General features: G+C 30.1%; 20 protein-coding genes. 16 read left to right on the forward strand and 4 right to left on the reverse strand.

Going from position 1 to position 21,882, the window contains the following annotated elements:
- Positions 1-195: 195 nt before the first annotated feature.
- The 3 genes from CLOCEL_RS05555 to CLOCEL_RS05565 all read right to left on the reverse strand — a co-directional run bounded on the left by CLOCEL_RS05555 (position 196) and on the right by CLOCEL_RS05565 (position 3,441).
- On the reverse strand, positions 196-1,290 hold the full coding sequence (locus CLOCEL_RS05555; protein ID WP_010076281.1) for an SGNH/GDSL hydrolase family protein: 1,095 nt from the start codon (positions 1,288-1,290) through the stop codon (positions 196-198).
- 288 nt (positions 1,291-1,578) lie between these two features.
- Positions 1,579-2,880, reverse strand: coding sequence for a DUF4179 domain-containing protein (locus CLOCEL_RS05560; protein ID WP_010076280.1), 1,302 nt, complete (start codon positions 2,878-2,880; stop codon positions 1,579-1,581).
- Positions 2,881-3,441 carry a sigma-70 family RNA polymerase sigma factor gene (locus tag CLOCEL_RS05565; protein WP_010076279.1) on the reverse strand — a complete coding sequence of 187 codons (561 nt, stop codon included), beginning with the start codon at positions 3,439-3,441 and terminating at the stop codon, positions 2,881-2,883.
- Between the two features lie 225 nt (positions 3,442-3,666).
- Between CLOCEL_RS05565 and hsdR the strand changes: the two genes are divergently transcribed.
- The 5 genes from hsdR (at position 3,667) to CLOCEL_RS05590 (ending at position 11,819) form a co-directional block, all read left to right on the forward strand.
- Complete coding sequence (hsdR, locus tag CLOCEL_RS05570; protein WP_010076278.1) at positions 3,667-6,924, forward strand: type I restriction-modification system endonuclease; 3,258 nt, start codon at positions 3,667-3,669, stop codon at positions 6,922-6,924.
- Positions 6,925-6,941: 17 nt separating this feature from the next.
- Entirely contained in the window at positions 6,942-7,676 is a 735-nt protein-coding gene (locus tag CLOCEL_RS05575) for a Fic family protein (protein WP_010076277.1), read from the forward strand.
- Positions 7,677-7,813: 137 nt separating this feature from the next.
- Positions 7,814-9,232: a class I SAM-dependent DNA methyltransferase gene (locus CLOCEL_RS05580; protein ID WP_010076276.1), complete on the forward strand. Its 1,419-nt coding sequence runs from the start codon at positions 7,814-7,816 to the stop codon at positions 9,230-9,232.
- A gap of 2 nt (positions 9,233-9,234) precedes the next feature.
- Positions 9,235-10,608 carry a restriction endonuclease subunit S gene (locus CLOCEL_RS05585; RefSeq protein ID WP_010076275.1) on the forward strand — a complete coding sequence of 458 codons (1,374 nt, stop codon included), beginning with the start codon at positions 9,235-9,237 and terminating at the stop codon, positions 10,606-10,608.
- 191 nt (positions 10,609-10,799) lie between these two features.
- The gene (locus CLOCEL_RS05590; RefSeq protein ID WP_010076274.1) at positions 10,800-11,819 is read left to right on the forward strand and encodes an Rpn family recombination-promoting nuclease/putative transposase; all 1,020 of its coding nucleotides are present in this window, start codon (positions 10,800-10,802) and stop codon (positions 11,817-11,819) included.
- Between the two features lie 12 nt (positions 11,820-11,831).
- Here CLOCEL_RS05590 and CLOCEL_RS05595 read toward each other — a convergent pair whose 3' ends face one another.
- Positions 11,832-12,326: a hypothetical protein gene (locus CLOCEL_RS05595; RefSeq protein ID WP_010076273.1), complete on the reverse strand. Its 495-nt coding sequence runs from the start codon at positions 12,324-12,326 to the stop codon at positions 11,832-11,834.
- Positions 12,327-12,610: 284 nt separating this feature from the next.
- Here CLOCEL_RS05595 and CLOCEL_RS05600 point away from each other — a divergent pair, with 284 nt between their 5' ends.
- The 11 genes from CLOCEL_RS05600 (at position 12,611) to CLOCEL_RS05645 (ending at position 21,731) form a co-directional block, all read left to right on the forward strand.
- A complete protein-coding gene (locus CLOCEL_RS05600) occupies positions 12,611-13,258 on the forward strand; it encodes a response regulator transcription factor (RefSeq protein WP_029169260.1) in 648 nt (215 codons plus the stop codon).
- Between the two features lie 106 nt (positions 13,259-13,364).
- Positions 13,365-14,231: a sensor histidine kinase gene (locus CLOCEL_RS05605; protein ID WP_242655227.1), complete on the forward strand. Its 867-nt coding sequence runs from the start codon at positions 13,365-13,367 to the stop codon at positions 14,229-14,231.
- Between the two features lie 360 nt (positions 14,232-14,591).
- A complete protein-coding gene (locus CLOCEL_RS05610) occupies positions 14,592-15,347 on the forward strand; it encodes an ABC transporter ATP-binding protein (RefSeq protein WP_010076270.1) in 756 nt (251 codons plus the stop codon).
- Positions 15,347-17,341 (forward strand): ABC transporter permease, encoded by a 1,995-nt coding sequence (locus tag CLOCEL_RS05615; RefSeq protein ID WP_010076269.1) that lies wholly within the window; start codon positions 15,347-15,349, stop codon positions 17,339-17,341. The genes CLOCEL_RS05610 and CLOCEL_RS05615 overlap by 1 nt, the downstream gene beginning before the upstream one ends.
- Positions 17,342-17,577: 236 nt before the next feature.
- Positions 17,578-17,931, forward strand: coding sequence for an Rpn family recombination-promoting nuclease/putative transposase (locus tag CLOCEL_RS05620; protein ID WP_010076268.1), 354 nt, complete (start codon positions 17,578-17,580; stop codon positions 17,929-17,931).
- Between the two features lie 184 nt (positions 17,932-18,115).
- Positions 18,116-18,652 (forward strand): GNAT family N-acetyltransferase, encoded by a 537-nt coding sequence (locus tag CLOCEL_RS05625; RefSeq protein ID WP_010076267.1) that lies wholly within the window; start codon positions 18,116-18,118, stop codon positions 18,650-18,652.
- Positions 18,653-18,905: 253 nt separating this feature from the next.
- A complete protein-coding gene (locus CLOCEL_RS05630) occupies positions 18,906-19,154 on the forward strand; it encodes a hypothetical protein (RefSeq protein WP_010076266.1) in 249 nt (82 codons plus the stop codon).
- A complete protein-coding gene (locus CLOCEL_RS05635) occupies positions 19,151-19,354 on the forward strand; it encodes a hypothetical protein (protein WP_010076265.1) in 204 nt (67 codons plus the stop codon). The genes CLOCEL_RS05630 and CLOCEL_RS05635 overlap by 4 nt, the downstream gene beginning before the upstream one ends.
- A gap of 179 nt (positions 19,355-19,533) precedes the next feature.
- Positions 19,534-19,680, forward strand: a complete 147-nt coding sequence (locus CLOCEL_RS23060; RefSeq protein ID WP_010076264.1) for a hypothetical protein — start codon at positions 19,534-19,536, stop codon at positions 19,678-19,680.
- A gap of 190 nt (positions 19,681-19,870) precedes the next feature.
- On the forward strand, positions 19,871-21,010 hold the full coding sequence (locus tag CLOCEL_RS05640) for a sensor histidine kinase (protein ID WP_010076263.1): 1,140 nt from the start codon (positions 19,871-19,873) through the stop codon (positions 21,008-21,010).
- Positions 21,003-21,731, forward strand: coding sequence for a LytR/AlgR family response regulator transcription factor (locus CLOCEL_RS05645; RefSeq protein WP_010076262.1), 729 nt, complete (start codon positions 21,003-21,005; stop codon positions 21,729-21,731). The genes CLOCEL_RS05640 and CLOCEL_RS05645 overlap by 8 nt, the downstream gene beginning before the upstream one ends.
- The last annotated feature ends 151 nt before the right edge of the window (positions 21,732-21,882 follow it).

Raw genomic sequence — 21,882 nt, forward strand, 5'->3', positions numbered from 1 at the left:
AACAAGAAACTAAAGGTTATAATAATAAACATCAAAGCCACAACAAGTCAGAAGGCTTTCGTGAGAATTTATTAATGTAGAAAATTATAGGATTTAATTTTAAAGTTTTTCATCTAATAAATTTTAAATTTTTTCAATATATAAGAGCTACCTGAACGTAGGAGTGAGTCCTAGAATTCAGGTAGCTCTTGAAATTTACCACTTCATAATTTTTTTAACTTCTTCTATTAAGCGTTTAGACATTTTATCGTGAGTTATTTCAACAGGATGCCAATCAGCACCAATACCATCACTTTCAAGTTGAACTTCAAAACGCATAGAGTGGACTTTTGTATCGTTAGTTTCTCTTGCAAATTCCATTACAGCTTTTTCAACAGCAGGACATAAGTCTTGTCCCATTGCTCCTAAGGTACAGATTATTTCTGAGGTTGGATTGCAAGCTTTTACTTGACTTAGCAAGTTATAATATTCAGTCGTGAACTTTTCAATTCTTTCATCAATGCCTTTTGTATAACTATTATCATTTGTTCCTAGGTTTATTATGATTAAATCAGGAACGTAAGTAGAGTTGTCCCAAACTTCAAAATCAGTTTTCCCCATGTTTCTGTCAAAGGCTGCATCGGTATATTTATATAACATAGGCATTAACCATTCATCGTTAGCCTCGTCAACTTCAGTCCAAGAAGAAATTATACCTATACCACTCCAAGAAACACAACGGAAGTCAGCATCAAAATGTCTAGCTGTTTTTGCAGCATAGGCAGACCAAGGATTTTCTTGTGCAGTAGTAAAGGTGTCTACATTCCAAACTCCTTCAATACCATAGCCACAAGTAATAGAGTCGCCTATAAATTCGATTTTATGTTCTTTGTTTTTTGTAGGCTTTATTGGTTCTACAGCCTCAACTATGATTTCCTTAATGCCTGCATAAGCAAAGGCTACTTCTGATACCTTCATAAGGCGTATTTTAACTGGTTTACAGGTATCGCTATTGTATAACTCATAAACAGCTTCCTCTGTGTCTAGTGGAAAACGCTTACTTGGTGTTTCTTCATCGTCAACGAAAACTGCAACCCAAGCCTTCAGTGAATCTTCCCATTTAGATTTATCAGAACATAAAACAGCACTAACCTTTGTGCCAGTAAATTCAAACTCAACTCCAGAGCAAGAATAATTTATGTATCTGATGTCATCGACACTTTTAGTTCTCCCTAGGATTTTAACGTTGTCTTCATTAGCTTTGAAGGTCATGGTTTTAATTTCTTTAGTATTGCCAAAAGATGATTGCATGTATAAACTCCCCTTATTTATAAAAATGTTTTGGTAATATATATTTTATATAGTCTAAAATGTTGTTTAGTTAAATGTACTCTTGAACTATAATACCATTTAGAAAATTTTTCAATAGTACTTTTTATGGTTTTTTCATGTAGTTTTTTCACTTTTATAATCATTTATATATTCCTGTGATGCTTCAACATTAAATTTATATAATATTGATAAGCTTTTAAATTATAAGATATATAGACTTACTAAGGAGGATTTATAGCATTTGCAAATCTTGGTGTAACATAAAAGTTATTTAAGGTCTATTGTAACTTTGGAAGCTTCATCTAATTGATAAAATTCCTCAATTCGAGATGTACCAATTTTATATTTTTTATTCTTGGAAACCCCTTTAAAGCACATTACAAAGTCATGTTGATTTTCTGGCGATACTTGAATATAAGAACTTTTATTTTTTAAGAAATTTCCTTGACTATCATATAAACCTAAATATTCAGATTGGATTAATGGTATTTTTCCTTCAGCTGTATAGAAAACTTTAAGAGTATCGTCTTCCCATTCAAATTTCTTGACCACTAGTTTTCCAAGTTCTCCTTGGGATAATTCTAATGGTAAGCTATTCATATCATATAGTCTTGGATTAGCTACAAAATCGTCATTACAACTAAATGGTAATAAGGTTAGTGATTTTATATCATCATGTAAAAATGCTTTAAAGTGGAGTTCACTACTAAGTTCATTACGAGAAGTGCTAGTTTCTCTTATCATATTACCTTTATCATCAAATAAAAAGAAGTAAAACTTAAAAAATTTAGTTATTTCTATTTCTATACTAGTTGATAAAGGGGAGGAATTTATGCGTTTAATAGTTAAAGGTTCTTTCCCTAGAGTAATGGTTTTATTTAGTTCATAAGTTTTTGTAGCTTTATGAACTTCTTCTTTATTTACCTGCATGTTAAACTTCCAGCTACCTTTTAACATATCTAGAGCTGAAATATCAAGATCCAAATAGAATATATCAGAAAGGTTACTTCTCATTATATTGAGATGTATTAATCCATCATATTGATTATCATTTATGAATTTTCCATTGCCAAAGTTGTCAGAAGGAATACTTTCTCCATCGACCTTAAAGGTTGCAAGGATGTCTCTAGGATATTGTATTAAATCAGTTAATTTATCATCACTGATAATTGAATATGCAATAAATAACTCATTATCATCACAGACAATTTCCTTTACAGTAAAAGTAACACCTTTATCGTAAGCTGATAAGTTAACATTGCTAGAGTACTTGGCATAATTAACATGATTGCCTCTTAAAGACTGATAAGTCTCGATTATTGATTTTTGTACCACAGAGGCAAAGGTAGAGTTATTTATAGAAAATGTCCCAATGGATATCAATAAAATCGCTGCTGTACCATAGTTAATTAATTTTTTCTTTTTAAATAGCTTTTTATCTATTCTTTGCTTTATCCTTTTTGAGGTGGTTTCGTCTAATTGAAAATCGTCGTAAATATTCTCATCTGTATCAGCATAATTTAATAATTCGTATATATCCTTTTCATCATGTTTAACTGAAGTTCTCATCTAATTACCTCCCATGATTTCGTTCCATTTATTTTTTATAGATTTTCTGCCACGAGTTAACCGATTGTCAACAGCACTTCTTCTTAGCTGAAGATCTTTAGCAATATCAATTATTTTTTGGTCTAAAAGATATCGTCTTATAAAAATTTTTTTATCGGTTTCTTCCATATCGCTGATTAGATTATAAACAGTGTTAAGGTCATTGTTTTGGATAATTATGTCCTCGGTACTCGTATCTCCATTAGTTATAGAATCTTCTAGTTCAACTATCTGAGGATTTTTAGTAGCTTTTCTTAGATAGTCTATTGCTTTATATTTGGAAACAGCTACAAGCCATTTATCAAAGGTAGTGATTTCAGAATTATATTTTGAAGCATTAATCCAAATGCCAACAAAAATATCACTAACGCATTCTTCTATATCCTCATGACTAGTGACGTCTCTTAAGACATTGATTACTATTTTATAGACTAGTCCAATATATTTTGAATAAATATAGTCCAAGGCTTTAGGGTTTCCTTTCTTTAGTTCAACTGCAAAATTATCTTCATTAATCTTCATTGTGTATACCTCCTGAAGAGCTCTTCAATAAATAAATACGAAATATATAGTGATTTCTATCAGATGAAGAAAAAAGTTTTTAATGGAACAAGATTACAAGGAGATTATACTATAAGTTAGAAGTTTTAATTTACATTTATCAAAATATATGGGAACTAGTCTCAATTTAAGATATAATAAAGCTATGTTGTATTATGATAATATTTGTAAAGCGGAGGGGATAGAATGAGTAACTTCACCTTTTTAAAAGAAAAATGGCCTATACTTGAAAACTTAGGTAGGTTAGCAGAAAGAAACCTCTATATAGATTCAAACACTACATTTATTAAATGTGGTATGTTTGGTGAAATTGTGGTTCAGTATATGTTCTCTATGGAAAAGATAGATTATACCTCAATAGCTGATGATAATAATCATAACAATAGAATTAAGTTGTTAAAAAAGGAAGATTTAATTCCAGAAGATATAGATAATATACTTCATATGCTTAGGATAAAAAGAAATAGTGCTGCTCATCAAGGGTACGAGGATGTGGAAAAAGCAAAAGTACAATTGGAGCTAACCTTTAAGTTGGCTGTTTGGTTTATGCAGACCTATGGAGATTGGGAATTTGAACCTAAAGAATTTGAAGAACCAAAAGAAAATGAATACGGTGAAAATATTATTGATATAGCAAAGGCATATGAGGAAAAATACAAAGCTTTAGAAGCTGAATTAAATATATTAAAAACACAAGAAAAGGACAAGGGACAATTAGAAAAGCGTAAAGAACAAGGAAAAAACGCTAGCAAGAAAATTGATTTAACTGAAGCTGAAACAAGAATAATAATAGATTCTCAGTTAAGAAGTGCTGGATGGGAAGTAGACACTATTAACCTTAGATATTCAAAAGGAACAAAACCACAAAAGGGAAAGAACTTGGCTATTTCAGAGTGGCCCACCTATTCAGAAGATAAAGGACATGGAGCTGTAGATTATGCTTTATTCATTGGGGAAAGGTTAGTTGGATTTATAGAAGCTAAAAAATTCTCTAAAGATGTGGCAGGGACTATTATTGAAGCTAAAACTTATGCCAAAGGAGTAAAGGAAGAACATACTGATTATGTAATTTCCAAGTGGAATGAATATAAGGTACCATTCTTATTTTCAGCTAATGGAAGGAAGTATATAAAAGAGATTGAAGACAAGAGTGGAGTACATTTCTTAGATTGTAGAGATAAAAAAAATAATCCAAAGGTGCTTCAAGGTTGGTATTCGCCAGAAAAGCTTGATGATATGCTTAATGAGAATATAGAAGAGGCAAATAAGAGTTTAGATGAACTAAGTTTTGAATTTTTGCAATCAGAAAATAGTATAGGACTTAGATACTATCAAGTGGATGCTATAAAAGCAGTTGAAAAAGCAATTATAGAAGGAAAAGAAACTGCCTTAATAACTATGGCTACGGGAACAGGAAAGACAAGAACTGTATTAGGCTTAATTTATAGATTGATTAAGACAAATAGATATAAAAGAATTCTTTTTTTAGTTGATAGAACTTCATTAGGTGACCAAGCTATGGACACCTTTAAGGAAGTAAAGCTAGAAGATTTAAAAACATTAAACCAAATCTATAATATTAACGGACTTGATGAAAAACTTATTGATAAAGAAACAAAAGTTCATATATCAACTATACAAGCTATGGTGAAGAGAATAATGTATAACGAAGAGGAAACTAATATACCAACTGTTGGAGATTACGATTGTGTAATAGTTGACGAAGCTCATAGAGGTTATACTTTAGATAAAGAAATGAGTGATTCAGAAGTCCAGTGGAGAGATAATAAGGATTTCCTAAGCAAGTATAAGAAGGTAATTGAATATTTTGATGCATTCAAGGTTGCCCTTACAGCGACTCCAGCACTTCATACCTCCATGATATTTGGAACCCCAGTATATAACTATAGTTACAGAGATGCCGTTATTGATGGATATCTTGTAGATCATGAACCACCGCATCTTATAGAAACTGAGCTTACTAGAGATGGAATTCACTATAAAAAGGGTGATAAGGTAGCTAAATATAATAAATTTACTGGTGAACTAATCAATGGAGCAGAACTTGAAGATGATGTAGAATTTGAAATAGATCAGTTTAATAAGAGAATTGTTGTTGAAGCGCATACAAGAGCTGCACTAGAAGAAGTGGCAAAATATATTGATCCAGAAAATGATGAAGGAAAAACTTTGATATTTGCAGCCAGTGATGCTCATGCAGATATGATAGTTAGAGTGCTAAAAGAAATTTTTAAAGAAACCGTTGGTGGCGTGGATGATAATTCTATCCTTAAGATAACAGGAGCTATAAAAGATGCAGACTTAGCTATTAAAAAGTTTAAAAATGAGACTTATCCGAAGGTGGTAGTTACTGTTGATTTATTATCTACAGGAATTGATGTACCTAAGATTGATAAAATCGTCTTTTTAAGAAGGATAAAATCAAGAATACTTTATGAACAAATGCTAGGCAGAGCAACTAGGTTATGTGATGATATTAATAAAACTCATTTTGAGATTTTTGACTGTGTGCGTTTATACGAAGCACTTAAAGATATGACTAATATGAAGCCGGTGGCAGCAAATCAAAATACAAGCTTTAAAATATTAAAAGAAACCTTAGAAAGAACAGATAGTAAAGAAGAAAAAGAACAGACAATAAAAAAGGTAATAGCAAAGCTTCAAAGAAAAAAGAAATTAATTGATGAAAATGAAAAGTTAATCTTTAAGAATCTTTGTAATAATAAAACTCCTGAAGAATTTATAAAGGACCTTAAAGAAGGGGATATTGAGGTTGCAACAAAAGCTATTATAAGAAATAATGCATTAATTGAATATTTAGATGAAAAGTATTCTAGTGATGAAATTATAATTATTTCAGACAAAAAAGATAAAGTTGTATCACATGCAAGAGGTTATGGAAAAGGCAAAAAGCCACAGGATTATATAAATGAATTTAAAAAGTACATTGAAGAAAATAAAAATACTATTCAAGCTTTAGAAGTTGTTTGTACAAGACCACAGGAATTAACAAAGGAATCTCTAAAGCAACTTAAAGCTATATTAGATAAGGACGGTTTTAATGAGGAATATTTAAAGACAGCTTGGAAAGACTTAAAAAATGAAGAAATAGTAGCGGATATCATTGCTTTTATAAGACAACAAGCTTTAGGCAGTCCATTAGAATCTAATGAGGAAAGAGTGAAGAGGGCAATTACAAAAATAAAGAAGGAATATAAATTAACAAAACCTCAAGAAAATTGGATTACTAGAATAGAGAAGGTAATGCTAAAAGAGGTAGTGATAGATAAAGAAACCTTAGACACTGGAAGCTTTAAAACTCAAGGTGGTGGATTTGACAGACTAAATGAAAAGCTGTTTAATAGTAATTTAGGAGATATAATAAAAAAAATAAAAACATATATGTTCGAAAGCATAGGCTAGATGTTGGAAGGTGAGATATGTTAAAAAAAATAGATGATAAAAAAAGTATTTTAGATAGTAAAAGGCCTCTAAAAAAAGAAGTTATAGATAATTTAAAGAAATATTTTGATGTAGAATTAACTTATAATTCTAATGCAATAGAAGGAAATACTTTAACTATAACTGAAACTAAAGTTATCTTAGAAGATGGAATTACTATAGGTAAAGGAAAGACCTTAAGAGAACATTTAGAGGTAATAAACCATAAGGAAGCAATAGATTATATTGAAGATATTGTAAAACAGAACATAGATATTTCCGAAAGAACCATTAAGGATTTACATTATATAATATTAAAAACTATAGATTCTAAAAGTGCTGGGCAATATAGAAATGCAAATGTTCTTATAAGTGGTAGTAATCATAGACCAGTAGAGCATTTCTTGGTTCCTGAGAAAATGAATGAGCTTGTTCAGTGGTATAATGATAATAAGGGAAAATTACATCCAATAGAACTAGCAGCAGAATTTCACTTTAGATATGTATACATTCACCCATTTATCGATGGCAATGGAAGAAGTGCAAGGCTTCTTATGAATTTGATTCTTATGAGAAGTGGTTATCCAATATCCGTTATTAACAATGAGGATAGAGATGAATATATGAAAGCTTTAGAAATAGCCAGTACAACAGGCGATAAAAAAGACTTTATAAACATTGTAGCTAAGGCTGTAGATAAAAGCTTAGATACGTATTTATATATTACTCAATAAGTAATTGCGCTAAATAACTAGTTATGATGGTGTGAAATAATTTATGGATACAAACAGCCGTAATGCTAAAACCTTTAAAGTTGGAGCTACGGCTGTACTAAGTTATGTAAAAGAATAGGAAACAGGAGAAAACAACAATGAATACACAAGAAATAGTAAGCAAACTTTGGAACCTTTGTAATGTACTAAGAGATGATGGGATAACTTATCATCAATATGTAACAGAATTAACGTATATCCTTTTCTTAAAGATGGCAAAAGAAACAGGTGCAGAAGATAAATTGCCTCAAGGCTATAAATGGGATGATTTAAAGACTAAGAGTGGAATAGAGTTAAAAACTTTCTATAAAGAATTATTAAATCATTTAGGAGAAGAAACTACAGGAATAGTACAACAAATATATCAAGGTTCAGCTACTAATATAGAAGAGCCAAAGAACTTAGAAAAAATAATCACAACTATAGATGGTCTAGATTGGTATTCTGCTAAGGAAGAAGGTCTTGGCAATCTTTATGAAGGCTTATTAGAAAAAAATGCGTCTGAAAAAAAATCAGGAGCAGGTCAATATTTTACCCCAAGAGTTTTAATAGATGTAATGGTTAAGTTAATAGATCCAAGACCAGGTGAAAAATGTAACGACCCAGCAGCTGGAACCTTTGGCTTTATGATTGGAGCGGATCATTATCTAAAAGAAAAAACGGATAATTATTTTGATTTAGATACAGATTTAGCAGAATTCCAAAGAACTAAAGCTTTTTCAGGCTGCGAATTAGTTCATGAAACCCATAGATTAGCCCTTATGAATGCTATGCTTCATGGTATAGAAGGTAATATAATCCTTGGAGACACCTTAACTAATGTAGGAAAGCAAATGAACCAGTTAGACGTGGTACTCTCGAACCCTCCTTTTGGAACAAAAAAAGGTGGTGAAAGGGCTACAAGAGATGACTTAACTTACATGACCTCAAACAAGCAATTAAATTTTTTGCAACATATATACAGAAGCTTAAAAGCTGATAACAAAGCAAGAGCTGCAGTAGTTTTACCTGATAATGTTTTATTCCAAGAAGGTGACGGGACAAAGATAAGAGAAGACTTAATGGATAAGTGTAATCTTCATACAATTCTAAGACTACCAACAGGAATCTTTTACGCTCAAGGGGTTAAGACTAATGTACTTTTCTTTACAAGAGGAAAAGAAGATAAAGGTAATACAAAGGAAGTATGGTTCTATGATCTAAGAACTAATATGCCGAGCTTTGGTAAAACAAATCCATTAAAGGAAACACATTTTGAGGACTTTATAAAAGCATACACTGCTGATAATAGAGAGGCAGTAGAAGATGAACGTTGGAACAAATTCACTAGAGAACAAATCAAGGAAAAGAATGATAACCTAGATTTGGGTTTAATAAAAGATGATTCAATCTTAGACTATGAAGACCTGCCAGACCCAATAGAAAGTGCTGAAGAAGCAGTGGCAAAGCTAGAAGAAGCAACGGACTTACTTATGAGCGTTATCAAAGAATTAAGGGCTCTTGAAAGTGAGGAATAGTAATGGCTAAGAAGAATTTGACTTTAGAAGAAAAGCTAGAAGATGCTATTGTTAAGGATGTTCCTTATGAGGTGCCGGAGAATTGGGTGTGGAGTAATTTAAAATCAATTGCTGATTTAGTAACTGGAAATACGCCATCTAAGAATAACGAAGAATTTTATGGAGGTAAAATTCCATTTATAAAACCAACTGATTTAAATCAAGGCAGAATATTAAATTCATCAACAGAGACTTTATCTAATATAGGTGCAACTAAGGCAAGAATATTGCCAAAGGGGAGTACTGCAGTATGTTGCATAGGTGCAACAATTGGTAAAGTTGCTTATCTTAATGTAGAAGGCGCAACAAATCAACAAATTAACTCAATAATTCCTAAGAAGATTTATAATTTATATGTATATTATTACACTTTGTCATCATACTTTCATGATACGTTGATAGAAAATTCATCATCAACTACGTTACCAATTATAAATAAAAGTAGAATGGGTGAATTACTTATACCACTCCCACCATTAAAAGAACAACAAAGAATTGTTAACAGAATAGAAAATCTTTTTGAAAAATTAGATAAGGCTAAGGAATTGATAGAAGAGGCTAGAGAGGGCTTTGAGAAGAGGAAGGCTGCTATAACATCAAAAGCATTTAGGGGAATATTAAATTATAGAAAAGGTGAAAAAGTTAATCCTATAAATGAAGGGTTTTATAAGCTACCTTATAACTGGAAATGGACAAAATTAGAGGATATATGTGAAAAAATAACTGATGGTACTCATAATAGTCCTAAGTCTTACGAATATGGAGATTATAAGTATGTTACAGCTAAAAATATTAAAGAATGGGGCATTGACCTATCAAGTATTACGTATGTAACCAAAAAAGAACATATCCCTATATATAAGAGATGTGATGTTAAATACGGTGATATATTATATATAAAAGATGGAGCCACAACAGGAATAGCGACTATTAATGAACTAACTGAGGAGTTTTCATTACTTTCTTCGGTTGCATTGATAAGAGTAGGGAAGTGTATTGATAACAAATACCTTTATTACATTTTAAATTCTTTTGAAATTAAAAAAAGAATCCTTGAATCTGTAAAAGGGGTAGCAATAACTAGGCTTACTCTTAAGAAGATTAATGATATTATAATACCGTTACCACCATTAGAAGAACAAAAAGAAATAGTAAAAATCCTAGACAAACTTTTAGAAGAAGAATCAAAAATAAAAGAACTCACTCAACTAGAAGACCAAATAAACTTAATTAAGAAATCAATCCTGGCAAAAGCCTTTAGAGGTCAGCTTGGAACTAATTGTGAAGAAGATGAAAGTGCATTAGAATTGCTTAAGAAAATACTAAGCAGAAGTTAAAAGGAGAAAAAAAGTGCTAATCCTGATGAGGGAGCACTTTTTTCTTTATTTTTAACTTCGATATCAAGATAAGGAAAGTTAAGAATAGAACTTTGAATAGTGGTGCGAATAAATGTTCGCATCAATGTCAATAATCATATTATAGCAGCTATTTTAAACAGATATACAAAATGATAAAATAGAGGTGTAATATGAGCCAAAGTAATGAAAAAAATAATAAAGATAAAATTAGAATAGTAAATAAAAAGAACAACCTTCATGATAAAAGCTATAAGGACTTATTTTCAAATAAAGAAACGTTTTTAAGTCTTATACAAACCTTTGTAAGCAATACTTGGGGAAGTAAACTAACGAAAGAAAACTTAGTTTTAGTAGATAAATCTTATGTGCTTTCTGATTATGAGGAATTAGAATCAGATATAGTTTATAAGGCAAGGATAGGTGACCATGAGGTTTTCTTTTATATGCTCTTAGAATTTCAAAGTTACGTAGATTATAGAATGCCAATAAGGTTGCTTTTATATATGATTGAAATTTGGAGAGAAATTCTTAAAAATACTAGTGAAAAGGAATTTAAAAGAAAAAGTTTTAGGCTACCTGCTGTAGTTCCAATAGTAGTTTACAATGGAGAGAAAAATTGGACTGTAGCTAGAACCTTGAAAGAAGTTATAAGTAATAGCGATATTTTTGGCGAGAGTATTTTAGATTTTAGATATGAATTTTTAGATGTTAATAGATTTAAAAAAGATGAGTTATATGAAAATCAAAATATTGCATCAGCAATTTTCCTATTAGATCAAAGTATAAGTAGAATAGAATTTTATAATAGACTAAAGGATATAGTAATAGAATTTAATAAGCTAACCGTCGAAGAAAAAGCCCAATTGAAACATTGGCTTGTTAATGTAAATTCAGAGGAAAATAACTATAAAGAAAATATAGAAAAAATATTCAGTAGTAATAAAAGGGAGGTTGAGATAATGACTTCAAATATTTCGAAAGGGTTAGAAAAGCTAAAAGAAGAGGGGAAGATAGAAGGAAAAGCAGAAGGAAAAGCAGAACTTTTGATTAAACAATTGAATAAAAAATTTAAATTACTGCCAATGGAATATGAGAAAAAAATTAAAGCTTTGCCAGAAAAAATCCTTGATGATATAGCGACGGATATATTTTCTTTAGAAGAAATAGATGAGCTAAAAAAATATTTTTGAGCTCATCATATTTTAGGACATTTGAGAATTAATTTTTTCCTGTAATTCTTTATTTGTTTCAATAGAGTACATCTTTTTTAGATATTTCTTTGGAAATATTACTTTTGACCATGTATTATTACTATCTAAAGGCTCTTTGTGATTCACTACAGAATACATACCCTCTGAGTCCATTTTAACAACAATTACTAAGGGGTTAGAGCCACCAGAATTTCCTGCATGGAATAAGGTTTCTAGGTATACATATTTAAGACCAAAGACTTCATCTATGCCATAAATTTTATGAGCCTCGTACTTTTTCATTGAGACTACATTGCTCCAGTTAAAATAGTTATTTTTTATGTAGTCTGATATAACTAAATCTAAATCTGCCTTGTCCAAATTTTCTGAGTATACAGTTTCATTCCTTGTAGGCGTATAATACCTAAGAAAACATAAGGTTCCCAATGAAATTATAATAACTGATATTATGGTAATTAAGGATATTTTAATAAGTTTTTTATTCAAAATAACACTCCTTATTTTTTATTCCTTGTCGATATCTCTGAGGAGTAAGTTCCACTAACTAAATCGAAGATTTAGAGTGTCACTTAATATAGATGCTTTGCATAATAGAATCTTGAAAGCAATGACATAGTTTTATTGTACTTGCCTATAGAATAAATATCAAGTTTTAACAAAATGTATCAGATGCTTAGTAAAACTATATTGTTGTGTTATAATTTTATAGAAAATCTAACTTGTGCAATAAAATTTTATAAAGAGGATACTATGAGAAAAAATTATTATTAATAGAAGACGATATTAAGCTTATAAAGTACATGGAGGAATATTTAAGTGCCTATGATTATCTAGTAGAAACCATAAAAGATTTTAATAATATCGAGGAAGAAATATATATAGCAGAAAGCGATTTAATTCTTTTAGATATAAATCTGCCTAAATTTGATGGGTTCTATTTTCTAAAGGTTATAAGAAAAAAGCTAGACACTCCTGTAATTATAGTTTCTTCAAGAAGTGAAGAAGGAGAGCAAATTAGAGGGATAGATTTAGGTGCTGATGATTATATAACTAAACCCTTCAGTATGGGAATACTTTTGGCAAAGATAAATGCTGTTTTAAGAAGAGCTAATAATCAAAATGAAAATGTTATAGAGGTTAATGGAATAAAGCTTTTCTGTGAGAGTATGGAGTTAAAGGTAAAGGATAAAGCTATTTCTTTATCAAAAAATGAGTACAAACTTCTTAAGATATTTTTCAGCAGTTACGAAAAAGTTGTTGCAAGAGAGGATTTACTAGAAACCTTGTGGGATGATGAGGAATTTGTTGATGACAATACCTTAACAGTGAACATAACAAGATTAAAGAAACGGCTTAAGGAAAATGGAATACAGTTAACAATCGAAACAAAGAGAGGTGTTGGTTATGTCCTTAGGTAAGCTAATTAGAATTACCTTAAGAAAGGAGAAGGCAGCAATCTCTCTTTATTTATGCAGCTGTATTTCTGTAATGCTGTTTTATTTTTTCTTATATGAAGGTCAGTTTATGTTATATCCATTTTTGATATGTTTATTTTGTCTAGTGGTTTATTTAATATATAAATTTTTAAGCTATAGAACTTTTTATAGAAATGTTAAAGAGATAAAGACAAGTCCTGCTTATAGTAAAGGTGATGATAGTGTCTTTGAAGAGGTCTTTGATGAAATTAGAGATATACATAATGAATACATCTCAAAAATCTATAGTTTAGAGAGTAAGAATGAGGAAAAGGATAAACTGCTTACAGAATGGATTCATAACATGAAAACTTCTGTTGCAGTGATAGATTTAGCTGTAGAAAAGCTTCCAAATAGTGAGGTTGTTAAGGATATAAGGGATGAAAACTCCTTGCTTCAAAAGAATTTAGAAGAAGTGTTAAACATATTTAGGCTTGGAGAATTCTCAAAGGATTATGTGCCAGAAGAGATTAATTTAAAGGCATTAGTGAAGGAATGTATTAATTCTCAAAAAAGAAACTTCATCTATGCAAAGGTGTTTCCAGAGGTGGATATTCCGGAGAATTATTTTATATTATCAGATAAAAAGTGGAGCAAGTACGTTATTGGCCAGATTATAAGTAATGCTATAAAGTATTCAATAGCAGAAAGCAAAGTACGTTTTTATGTAGAAGAAAGTGACGGTAATATTACACTTCATATACAAGACTTTGGTATTGGAATAAGAAAAGAAGAATTATCTAGAGTTTTTGAAGCTTTTTTTACTGGAAGTAATGGACGAAAGGAAGAGAAATCTTCAGGAATAGGACTTTATATGTGCAAATGTATTTGTGATAATCTAAATGAAAAAATACAAATAGATTCAGAGGTTTCAAGGGGTACAACTGTTAGCATATCCTATTTAAACAAGTCTTAGCTTAACATTTTTAAAGAAGTCTTAAGCTAACATTGCTATCAATGTTTATAGTATAAAGTTAACATAAATGAAAGTAGAAACTATTCAAAGGTTGTCTTGGTTGTTTAGTGGCGGCAAAGCTGGTAAGAAAGCCACAATTTCATTACATAGTTATAAATTGCTTATATAGTTTAGAAGGAAACCTTTCAACAATGTAAGGTTAGGTAAGTAAAATCAATTTGAGGATATAAAGAAAGAGAATATACTTTAGATAAATAAAGAAATTGTTATCCAGGGACGTAGTGGCTGTTAACTCCCACTAGGGAGTGTTACGGATAGTAGCCATCGGATAAAGTTTTAAAGAGAGATGAGGTTATTAATATGAAGGTCTTAGAGAGTAAGAAAGTAACTAAAGTATATGATGCATTTAAAGGTGCCCAAGCAATAAAGGCACTTAATGATATATCTTTCAAGGTGGAGGAGAAGGAATTTTTAGGGGTAATGGGTCCAAGCGGAAGTGGTAAGACTACCCTTTTAAATATTCTAGCTGGCATTGATAAAGCTACTTCTGGGGAAATTTTTATAGATGGGAAAAATATTCTCACTATGAAAAAGGATGATTTAGCTATTTTCAGAAGGAATAATATTGGATTCATATTTCAAGATTTTAATCTTTTAGACAGCTTAACAGTGAAAGAAAACATAGGATTTCCATTAACCGTAGATAGAGTAAAACCAAAAATCGTAGAAGAGAAGGTCAACAAGTTAATAGAATATTTTGGTTTAAAGGATATTGCTAATAGCTATCCATATAACATCTCAGGTGGCCAAAAACAAAGAGTGGCAGAGGCTAGAGCCTTAATCAAGGAACCCAAAATAATATTAGCCGATGAACCTACAGGAAATTTAGATTCTAAGTCATCGATGAACATTATGGAAAGTTTTAAAAAGATTAATGAAGAAAAAAATTCAACTATAGTTATGGTAACCCATGATCCTTTTGCAGCGTCCTTTTGTAAGAGAATTATATTTATAAAGGATGGAACCATTAAGCTTGAGATAAACTCTAACGGAAACAGGAAGGAGTTTTTTGACAAGGTAATAGAGGCTCAACTAGTGATAGGAGGGCAAGAATAATGGATTTTTCTTCAATGATAATAAAGAATATCAAACACAATATAAAGAATTATACGGCATACCTCCTTGGAAACACTCTAATTCAGTGGATTCTATTTATGTTTTTTACCTTAGTTTTTAGTGAAGAATTTATGGAAGTTGCCTCAGTTATGAGGTTAAAAGGTAATTTTATATCAGTAGTTGTACTTATGGTAGCTTTTTCAGTAGTATTTATAATCTTTACAACAGTTTCTTTCACCAAATACAGAGGAAAAGAGTTTGGCGTTTATTTTACCATTGGTTTGACATCAAAGGAGATAATAAAAATACTCTGCTATGAAAATATAATAATTTCCTTGTTATCATTTATATTTGCAACTGTTAGCGGAAGTGTATTTTCAAAGCTCTTCCATATGGCTATAGGAAAAATATTAAAGCTTGATAATATATCTATTTCTTTAAGTATAAAAGCTTATGGAACAATACTTCTAATTTCTACTGCAATATTTTTATTTACTACAATCTATCAAATAATATTTTTAAAAAGATACTCAGTTATCAATATTTTAAAATCTAAAGTAAAGAAGGATGTAGGAAGCACCAGAATTATTTTGGGAATCATCGGACTTATAATTTTTATAGCCTCTATTATTACTTTTAAAATGTCTATTAAGCAAATGGTAAAGGATGATGGTAATTTACTAGTTGCGTCTATAATAGGGACAGTTGTATCTGTTTATTTAATAATAGGCTTTTCAATGACTGCGGTAGTAAAGGTACTTAGAAAGTTCAAGGGTATCTATAATAACAACATTTTATTTCTTAATTCTCTTTTACATAGATTCGCATCCTATAGAGCGGTTTTATATGTGGTTACATTAATGGTTTCAGGGGCGATGATTTTTATATCTATTTCTTATGGTATGTATAAGTTAACAGAAAAACGAATTAATGATAACTGCCCTTATGATATAGGTTTTATGGTTGATAATGATACTGCTAAAAATAAAGATATAAAAGCAATAGCTACAGAGCAGTTAGGAGAAGTCAAAAATTATATTCAGCTTGAAGGCTTAAATGTTCTTAACATCGCAGTTTATCAAGATATCTGTTCCGTTAATGATAGTAATATGTGGGTTATAAGTGAAGAAAACTATATAAGCTTAGGTAAAAAGCAGCTTGATTTAAGTAGCGGAGAAGTTCTTTATTCTCATATAGAGGAAGAAGGGAGATTTTTTCATTCAGACATGATTTTTGATTTAGCTAAAAAAGTACCTGGAGATGAGAAACTGCCCGTAAGCCTTCATCAAAAAACACCTTTAGATGAATATAAAAAGAAACGTACAGAAGATCAATATATGTATGTATCAAAAGAAAATCAAAGAGAGCAAGTAGCTGCAACGGTGAATAACTTTCAAAGCAAAATTTACAGTAGATGGGACATTATTGTTGTTAATAACGAAGATTATGAAATGATGAAAGAAAAGCTTGGAGAAGCAGCAGTTACTTATGATGTTTTAATCAATTTAAAGGATAATCAAAGCTACGAGGGGTTAAAGAAGAGTTTAAATAATAAGCTTGGAAAAAAGGTAAGTGATACCTTGACGATAAAAAAAGAGAAGAATCAATATACTGTGAAAGAAAATGGTTTTATGTTGTTCTTGTTTAGTTCTATGGGAATGATGTTCTTAATAGGTAGTGCAGCAGTGCTATATTTTAAGACTATCACTTCTATTGAAGAAGATAGAGAAAGAAGTAAACAATTGATAAAACTTGGCTTAACTACTAAAGAAATCAACAAGCTAGCTATGAAGGAATTAGGAGCAGTATTTCTTGTACCACCAATCATCGCTTTATCATGCATAGGATATTTCTTTTATACAATATTCAGTGTTGTCAATGAAGGAAAGTATATGTGGGAAAATATTCGTGTAGTCTTTGTTGTATATTCCATCATACAAATCATATTTTACATTTTGACTAGTAACAGGTACAAAAAACAGATTAACAAATAGTACACTCATGATTAGGTAAAAATATAGAAAGTTAGAAGTGTTTAAATAATAGATAAGAAATCAGTGCTCTTGTTATGACGGTGAGCACTTTTTTCTTTGCTTTTAACTTTTATAATAATGATATTAATCATATATGGTTGGAGAATGGTGCGAATAAATGTTTGTATTGGTGTCAATAATCATATTATAGCAGCTATTTTAAAGAGATATACAAAATGATAAAATAGAGGTGTAATATGAGCAAAAGTAATGAAAAAAATAATAAAGACAAGATTAGAATAGTAAATAAAAAGAATAACCTTCATGATAAAAGCTATAAGGACTTATTTTCAAATAAAGAAACGTTTTTAAGTCTTATACAAACCTTTGTAAGTAATACTTGGGGAAGTAAACTAACGAAAGAAAACTTAGTTTTAGTAGATAAATCTTATGTGCTTTCTGATTATGAGGAATTAGAATCAGATATAGTTTATAAGGCAAGGATAGGTGAGCATGAGGTTTTCTTCTATATGCTTTTAGAATTTCAAAGCTATGTAGATTATAGAATGTCCATAAGATTTATTGGTTCAATCCCATACCTCTCATACTGACACAAAATTAAAGGATTTTAGGATTAGAGAAGCAATCTATGTATAATACATGTAAAATATTTTAAGTTATACCTCTACATGTTGTATAATAAAGTAAATAGAGAATTGTAGATTTTTGTGGCACAATGGTAAGAAATGTGAAGCGAAGAAAGTTTATATAATATACATCATGAGGAGGAGTTTTATGAAGAACCCATATGAAATATGCCCTACTTTTGAAACAGAAAGTTTTATTTTAAGACTCGTTTCAGAAGAAGATTCCGAAGGTCTACTTAAATGTTATTCTGATAGTAAGGCACAAAAAATTTTTAACTCTGATAGGTGTACAGGTGATTTTTGTATTTACACAATTGAGGATATGTTACAATGTACTAAAGCTTGGCTTTGTGCATATTCTCAACAAGAATTTATACGCTTTGCAATTATAGATAAATCACTATCTAAAGCTATTGGAACAGTAGAAATGTTTGGTTATGCTGGTAAATATAAAATTAAAACGGGAATACTCCGAGTTGATGTTTCTTCTGAATACGAAAATGCAGATTGCTTAAACGAAATATTTAGTGTTTGTAACGAGAACTTTTTTGATTTGTTTGAGGTTGATATGATTGCAACTAAGGCAATACCTCAAGCTGTTGAAAGGCGGAATACATTATTAAAAATTGACTTCTGTGAAGGCAATGCATATGAAGGAGAGCACTATTTTTTGCGTTCAAAATAAACATAATCTACAGTAAGTTTAATACATAATATTACTAATCACTACCAGTAGAATATGAGGAAAAAATTAAAGCTTTACCTAAAAAAATCCTTGATGATATAGCTATAGATATATTTTCTTTTTAAGAAATCTAAGACCTTAAAAAATATTTTATATGTTAACTAGTAATAAGTACAAAAAACAGATTAACTTAAATTAAGGTATAATGAGAATATACTGGGTTGCTGAGGATTTTCAGTGGAAGGGTGAAAATATGAAATGGAGTGAAGTTAGGGAGTTATATCCAAATCAATTTGTTAAATTTCAAATTTTAGAATTTCATGAAGATGAATCCATAAAATATGTTGATGATGTTGCTATAATCAAGGCGATTAAGGATGCTAGAGAAGCTATGAAAGAATTTGCAAAATGTAAAAGTTCTCAATTGGTGTATAGTACAAATCATGAGGAAGTAAGAATTGAAAAAATCAAACATATTGGAATCAGAAGGAGTATAAAATGAAAATCAAATTACAGCAAAAGAATGGACTAATATATACTTCTGTTGATTTATTTTGTGCTAATATTAAGCTAGACAATTTAAAAGTAGATTTTCGAGAGATAGATCCTTATGAAAGAGTTAATGGTTTATTAGGTTTAGACTTTCTTAGAAAAGCAGGAATTATATTAGATTTAGCCGATTGTGTAATGTATAAAAAGTAGTGTTAAAAGTTAAAACAATCTAATTATAGCATAACCGTAAAAATATTTTCCCAACCGTAAACTTTAGGAGCCCTATATTCAATTTAAGCAACATAATTGCGTCATAAGCAAAAAATAAATACAAGCATCTCTTTTAAACTATTATTATATTATAAAGCAGTTTAAAGGAGATGTTTTTTATGATATTTAAAAATGATAAGACTAGAAAAATATTTAGACTTTCTGTTGCTGTTATTTTTATAGTAAGTGGTATCTTTAGTTTACCTAAAGGGTTGTTTCTCATTGGAGCAGGGTGTTTGTATGGATACAAGGGTATTTTTGGTTAATATGGATCAAGCTTTAAGTATCCGATTAGTAGCATGGATATAGGGGTATTTTCCATTAGCACCAATAATAAAAAATCTAATTAATTGTAGCTTCAATATGAGTTTACAATAGGATTATGAGAGTGTTGCTGTGATATAATATATTCTATGGTAATAAAATCCTTATTGACAAATTGGAGGAGAAAAATATATGGCACAGCTCTCTTTAGCTGTTATCATTTTTATACTTATGTATGTAAAGTCAAGAAAATTTAAAATTTCTTTTTTTATGGGAATATTTTTTATACTTTCAGGGCTATTTTCTATGGTTATTTCACAGACTTTACAAGGGCTTACTAATATCCCAGACAACATGATAGGAGTGGTACAGTTTTTATTTACAGCTGGACTTGCTTATGGCATGAGCTTTATAATCACAAAGATATATGATAAATACCCAGTTGAAAATGAAAAACTTATTGAGTATAGTACATATTTTGTGTTTTTGAGTTTTCTTGTGGTTTATATGTTTATATATTTGTTTGCAATTGCAATTATAAAGCTAGATTATGTAAGTATAGTATTTACCATAATATTATTGGCTTTCATAATATTATGTTTGATAATTTACAAGGAAAGTTTAAAAGGTAAATATGAAAAAACTCAGGCTGAAAATGATAATAAGCACCTTGAACAATATTCGGAATTGTTAGAAGGTATGATGAAGGAATTCAGAAGCTTCAAACATGATTACAACAACATATTAACTACTATAAGTGGCTATCTGCAAACTGATGATTTAGAAGGCTTAAAAGAGTATTTCGATAAAGAGATTTATCCATATTCAGCAGATATGAGTAAAGCAAATATACGCCTAGCCTTATTAGGAAATATAAAAATAAAGCCTCTTAAAGGGATTCTTGCAGCAAAGTTAATAGAAGCTATAAACTATGAGATCAATGTATTTATTGACATAGAAGAAAGTATCGATAATATTAATATGAATGTGGTTGATTTATGCAGGATAGTAGGAATCTTACTGGATAATGCTATAGAAGGAGCAAGGTTAAGTGGAGAAAAGAAATTAGATTTTGGCATCATTAATAAGAATAATACTGTGGTATTGATAATAAATAATAGCTGTAAAAAGGATGTTCCAGAAATCCAAGAAATATTTAGAGTAGGTTTTACAACAAAGGGAGAAGGTCATGGCATAGGACTTTCAAATGTACAAGAAATTATAGACTCCAAATATCCAAATGTAACGTTAAACAGTGAGATTGATAGAGATTTAGGCGTTTTTAAACAAAGGCTTTTAATAAGAAATCATAAGGAGAACCATAATGCTTAAGGTGATTATAGTTGAAGATAATGAAAAACAGAGAAAGTCAATTACTGAAATTATTGAAAACACTATTATCAGAGAAAAGCTTGATGCAAAAATAATAGTAAGTACCAGTAAAATTAATGAGGTGACAGCTTGCATTAAAGAGATAGAAGGAAATTTTATCGCATTTTTAGATATAGATTTAAAACAGAACATAAATGGCATAAAGCTTGGGCAATATATCAGAGAAAAGTGGCCAAACTGTTTTCTGGTTTTTATAACAAGTCATTCAGAAATGAGTTATCTTACCTTTGAGTATAAACTAGAAGCTTTAGATTTTATTATTAAGGATAATGTAGCTCAGATGAGAGGTAGAATAGAGGCAGTACTAATGAAGGCTGTAGAAAGAAGTGTAGCAAAAAATCATAAACAAATCCTTAGCGTTGAAACTGATGAAGCTATGATAAATATACCTTTTGAAGAAATAGTGTTCTTTGAGACTGCTACTGCTTCACATAAAATAAGAATTCATGCCAAGGACAGGCAAATTGAATTTTACGGCACTTTATCAGCGGTATTAGAAAAGCTAGATAGTAATTTTTTACGCTGCCATAAAAGTTTTGTTGTAAATAAGAGTCATATAAAAGAGATTGATAAAATAAACAGAAGGATTTTCTTAGATAATGGAGAGGAATGTTTTGTATCCTTTAGATATTTGAGAGAAGTCATAAAGAGTTTGGTATAAGGATGAGTTATAGATACTCATAAACATAGTTTAAATTATTAAAAACCGCATCCCCTGTTCTAAATATATAACCGATTTGTCGGATAGATAGTTTAAATTTTAGTGTTCAATACTTATAAAAAGCTTGAGGTTTGAAATATGGTTTTAAAAC

Source organism: Clostridium cellulovorans 743B, assembly GCF_000145275.1.
GTDB lineage: Bacteria > Bacillota > Clostridia > Clostridiales > Clostridiaceae > Clostridium_K > Clostridium_K cellulovorans.